Raw genomic sequence first — 1,317 nt, 5'->3', positions numbered from 1 at the left:
TGAAGTTCCACCCTGATCATGGACAGCGGGTGTTTACGCTGCAGGGGTGAGATCTTGGATCGCGAGGACCCTGGTCTCGATCGGGGTGACGTAGCCGTACTCCGGATGCTTGCGCAGGCGGGTGCGGTTGTACTCGACCTCGATGAAGCGGAAGACGTCCGCGCGGGCGGCCTCGTGGGACTCCCAGACGGTGGTCCCGATCTCCGCCTTCAGTAGACCGAAAAAGCTTTCGGCGGCGGCGTTATCGTAACATGACCCGGTTCGACCCATGCTCTGCCTCAGGCTCAACTCCCCTACCAGCTTGCGGTATTCACGCGAGGTGTACTCCGATCCGCGGTCCGAGTGCGCGATGCAGTTCTCCTTCAGGGCACCGCGGCCGGCGGCCATCTGCAGCGCGTTGACGACGAGCTCGGCGCGATGGTGGTCGGCCATCGCATACCCGATCACTTCGCGCGTCGCCAGATCGATGACCGTCGCGAGGTACCACCAGCCGGCGAGCGTCGGGAGATAGGTGATGTCGGAGACCAGTTTCGTGCCGGGCTCGGCCGCGGCGAAGTCGCGGCCGACCAGGTCCGGCGACGGGGCCGCCTTGGTATCGGCCTTGGTCAGACCGCGGCGCTTGCGGCGGGTGATCCCATGGATGTCGCGCTCGCGCATGATCCGCTCGACCTTCTTCCGGTTGATCCGCCTGCCCTTCCGGCGCAGGGCGGCCGTGACCCGCGGGGCTCCGTAGGCACCCCGGGAGCCGGCGTGGATCTCCCGGATCTCCCCGGCGAGCTCGTCCTCCTCCGCCCGTCTCACCTCCACGGCGGGCTTCGCGGAGAGGTAGGCGTAGTAGGCCGAACGTGTGACCTTCAGCACCCGGCACAAGAACGCCACCGGCCAGCCGCCGGGGTTGGTCTCGGATGCCTTCTCCGCATCGACGAACGCGTAGCGCGCGGCTACTTCGTCTTCTGCTGAGCGAAGAAGGCGGTCGCTTTTCCCAGCACCTCGATCGTCTGTTCCTGCTCGCGGACCTTCCGCCGCAGCCGGACCAGTTCCTCACGCTCCGCGGTGGTCAGCGCTCCGGCCGGTCCCTCACCCCGGTCGATCGCTGCCTGCTTCACCCAGCCCCGCAGCCCTTCGGAGCTCACCCCGAGCTCACGGGCCACCTCCGTCACCGTCCGCCCGGAGGAGCGGACCAGCCCGACCGCGTCCCGCTTGAACTCGGCCGTGTACCGCTTGCTCGTATTGCTCTTCTTGCTCACTACCTGGATCTGCTTCCTCCGGAACCTGTCGTCCCAGTATCAGGCTGTCCAGGCTGAGGGTGGAACTTCA

General features: G+C 66.8%; 1 protein-coding gene and 1 pseudogene. Both read right to left on the bottom strand.

Going from position 1 to position 1,317, the window contains the following annotated elements:
• Positions 1-33: 33 nt before the first annotated feature.
• Positions 34-912: pseudogene (locus JL475_RS39030) on the bottom strand (IS3 family transposase); the annotation flags it as partial.
• Between the two features lie 29 nt (positions 913-941).
• On the bottom strand, positions 942-1,247 hold the full coding sequence (locus tag JL475_RS39025) for a transposase (RefSeq protein WP_202282930.1): 306 nt from the start codon (positions 1,245-1,247) through the stop codon (positions 942-944).
• Positions 1,248-1,317: the final 70 nt, after the last annotated feature.

The sequence above is a fragment of the Streptomyces sp. M2CJ-2 genome (assembly GCF_016757295.1).
Taxonomy (GTDB): Bacteria; Actinomycetota; Actinomycetes; order Streptomycetales; family Streptomycetaceae; genus Streptomyces.
The sequence above is the reverse complement of the archived record's forward strand: the minus strand, read 5'-3'. Positions and strand labels throughout refer to the sequence as shown.